Raw genomic sequence first — 3,477 nt, forward strand, 5'->3', positions numbered from 1 at the left:
ATAAGCGTAGCTTTTTCCTAGGAGTGATAGTTGGATATTGTGCTCATCGAAACGTATTAGGACTTCATCCTGTTCTTCTACTTTTGGGAGTATTTTTTCCAGTTCATCCGCATTTATTGTGAGAGTTTTTGGGGTGTGGAAATCGATGTTGAGTGTTTTGAATGCTTTGGTGTACAGTTGGATTTCTGTGAGGCTTACGTGTGATGGGTCCATGTATCGGAACCGTGCTCCTTCTCTGCCCACCTCGAATGTTAATTCGTTGGTGTTGTCTCTTTTTAGGATTTTTTGTATTGTTTTGAAAACGGCTTTGAATAGTTGGTCATCCATTAGTAGTGTGTTGGGGAGGCTTAGTTCTTTGTGCTTCGTGCAAAAATGCTGTTCTGCTTCACTGTTTTGTATCTCTTCCTCGTGGATGCAGATGCCGCAGACTTGGCAATAATGTTTTACTTCTTTGTTTTGTTGGCTGCACCATTTATCTAGAACTGTGTTTTTCATTTTTTTCACTTGTTAGCTGTTTATCCAGAAGGGTGGGGAGGGGGATGGTGTTCTATTTTTTTCTTGTTTTTTTTCTATTTATGCTCCACACTTTAGTGTATGTGGGTTTGCAGGGAGGGGTGCTAAAAAAAGGGGGGATGGGTTGGTGTGAATCTTGTTTTTGTGCTGAAGGGATTAGGGGGAAGGGGAATTAGTGTTGCAATGATGGTTTGCCTGGTGGAGCTGTTGAGGGGTGTTCTCCTATAAGAATTTTTGGAAACCTTTTAAAAAAGGGGGGGATGTGGAAGTGTCCTGTGAAGCACTGAGAAATGTAAAGCCATTGTTGTAGTGTTAGTGTGGGGTCTCCAAACTTGTACTGGTAAACTTTTTATATGCTTAGTTGTAGATGGAAATAGGGTGTGATGATTGTTTTTTCCTCGTGAGGACAAGTTTTTGAGGATGGGTTTAACTCCTTCCTATATTCAGCTTCTGGGCTTGGAAATTTTTATGATGGTGTATGCGGTGAAGAGAAGGGCGTGTGCGCTGAGTGAGGTTGAGAATGAGCTTATGGGACTAGTGTCGAATTCTTCGATGCGGGAGATACTGGACTTTTTTAGGGAGATGGAAGAAAGGGGCTACATTGAGATAGAAGAGGTTGAAACCGCTGGAAAAAGAGACTTCCTCCTTAAGCCTACAGATGAATTCCTAAAGGAGTTCAACATAACCAATCTTCTTCTGGACCGAATGGCAATGATTAAAATTTTGGTGGATAGGGTTCCCCCGGTGTCGTTTGAAACTGGAATTTTTGAGGAAACTGCTCCCGGTAGGATTTATAACTTGATAGTTTCTGCTGTTAGAGGTAATCTGTCGGTGGGTGTTGGGGTGGCGGTTGTAAGCAGGCTGTTGGAGGAAGTTGGGGGCTACGCTGAAGAGGAGGATTCCGGATTTATAATATGTTCATTATTTGTGCTGTTAATTGTTCTACTGGGGGTGAGGGATCCGAGGATTAGGGGGGCGTTGAATATGTTGGAAAAGTTTGAGGAGGAGAGGATGCGTGGTGAGGATAGTCTCTTTTGGTCAAAAGTTATGATACATGTTGCTGAGGCGAATATACTCTATGGTAGGCGGAGTAGGCGTAGAGCTGAGAGAATATTCAGGAAATTGGAGGGGTACCCTAATTTTCCACTGGAAAATATGCTTCTCCTTAAAGCGAAGATAGCGTCTCTAAAAATGCTAATCAGCGTCGACTCATGTGTGGAAATGTTCCGGGGGATAGTGCAGGGGATAAAGGAGAACTATTCAAGTTATGGTAAGGGCCCATATATTAAAGAGAGGGGAGAACTTCTTCTAACTGTGCTTAATAGAATCGGTGATTGTATGAAGATGGAGGGGGGTCTTCGACTGCAAACATTATACTTCGACCTTTTCAACTTTCTGAAGAGTCGGCTGAAGGGCGGCGACCTCTCCAATCTATACTACTCACTTGGAAGTTTGCTCAGCGCCAATAGATATGCTCTTTCAAATCCAGAGCTCATTGAGACAGTTTTCGACTTTTGGGAAAAAGAAGTCGACAGTGTAGTGGGAGCTAAGCATTTCAAACTTGATAAGTTTAAGCATATGTCAGAATTTATGCTTCATGCTATGCGGTTGTACTCGAAACAGCCGGACATGCTTGAATCGATATCCAAAGTAGATTTTACGGACTTCGGACTGGACATTACCGATTCTTCAAGTGTTTTTGAGGAAGTACTTATTGACCTGTGGAGTCAGAATAGAAAAATAAACCTTGACAAACTATTTATGCTGCTAGACCAGGCTGGGGGCGGGTCGAAAAGGTCTCGAGGTAGGGGTAAAGGCTGGCATCCGCCCGAATACGTGATGTCTACGCTCAGAGACCTAATATGGGTCTGTAGTGTGACAGGGAATATGGATGTTCTAGAGGAAATGGAGGAAAAAATAGGAAGCTACCCCACCTCATTAGAGAAACTAGCTCTACTAGCTGAAATTCTGTATACCCGTGTGTTGCAGGGAGGAAAATATGAAAAGAATGTCCTAGAAGTTGTGGAATCCACCAAGGAAATAGCTAGAAAACTTGTAGCGCCCCTTTACCCTGACGAACTCAACACCCAACAGTTAGACAAAATAGCAAAAATCCTTCTTATAGTGGATACTCTCGGAAAAATCTTAGCCATAACTATGAAGCCAAACATAGTAAAACCCATAGTAGAACTATGCTCAGAAATTCCGCCACATTATGACTATTTCAGCATTAGAGACATCCTAGAAGCAATGATTTGGCAGGTAAAATCAACAAAACAAGGAATAGAATACAGCAGATGCACAGAATACAACTAGCCAACAAGAGAGAAAAAGAAAAACAAATTTGGAACAAGAATCCAGTAAAAGGAGCCACTGCTGGGCAAAGCAAAGGTTTCCTTCCAAAAGCAGACCACGACTTAAACGCTGCTTAATCACGCTCTCGCCACCACCAGTTGAGCGGAGACACTTGAACGCCTACATAAGAGCGGAGAGGTTCATGCTGGTTACAGTGTTTTCCCCTCCGAATGTCCAGAGGACATTCTTCCCAGCCTTTCCCACGAGGTGTTCTAAGTACTGTGGGTCTGTTGAATAGTTCAAAAAGAATTCATACACTCGAGTCTTCTAACAGTGCAGAACCAGCATATCAGAAGCTATGTTTGAAACATACATCTACTTTCAAAAAAGTACCAGTCTTCAAAGACTTTTTGAATCTTTTGCCCACCCTGTGAACTTTTATCCCTTCCTCATTGAAGGGTTTTCTTGATTGTTTGGGCGTTTTCGTAGTCCTTTTCGAGTCCGATTATCACCGCCTCCTTTTAGACTGATTCCGGAATCGCTATTTCCTAGTCACGGTATAGTTGCCTCAATAGGTGTAAAAGTTTACACTTTCCCCGCCATATAAGGGGTTCACAACAGTAGGAAGATTTAATACTAAATAATACCATATATGGCTATGTGGTACTA

General features: G+C 42.5%; 3 protein-coding genes. 2 read left to right on the plus strand and 1 reads right to left on the minus strand.

Annotated elements, in window-relative coordinates; genetic code table 11:
- A partial coding sequence (locus ACUVXA_RS18315) for a hypothetical protein (protein ID WP_445872730.1) occupies nucleotides 1-495 on the minus strand: 495 nt, incomplete at its 3' end.
- Between the two features lie 405 nt (nucleotides 496-900).
- On the opposite strand from ACUVXA_RS18315, the gene ACUVXA_RS18320 reads away from it, so the two are divergent.
- Nucleotides 901-2,829, plus strand: a complete 1,929-nt coding sequence (locus ACUVXA_RS18320; protein WP_445872731.1) for a hypothetical protein — start codon at nucleotides 901-903, stop codon at nucleotides 2,827-2,829.
- Nucleotides 2,811-2,945, plus strand: a complete 135-nt coding sequence (locus tag ACUVXA_RS18325; RefSeq protein ID WP_445872732.1) for a hypothetical protein — start codon at nucleotides 2,811-2,813, stop codon at nucleotides 2,943-2,945. Before ACUVXA_RS18320 ends, ACUVXA_RS18325 begins: the two co-directional genes overlap by 19 nt.
- Nucleotides 2,946-3,477 lie beyond the last annotated feature (532 nt).

The organism is Candidatus Jordarchaeum sp., from assembly GCF_052745115.1.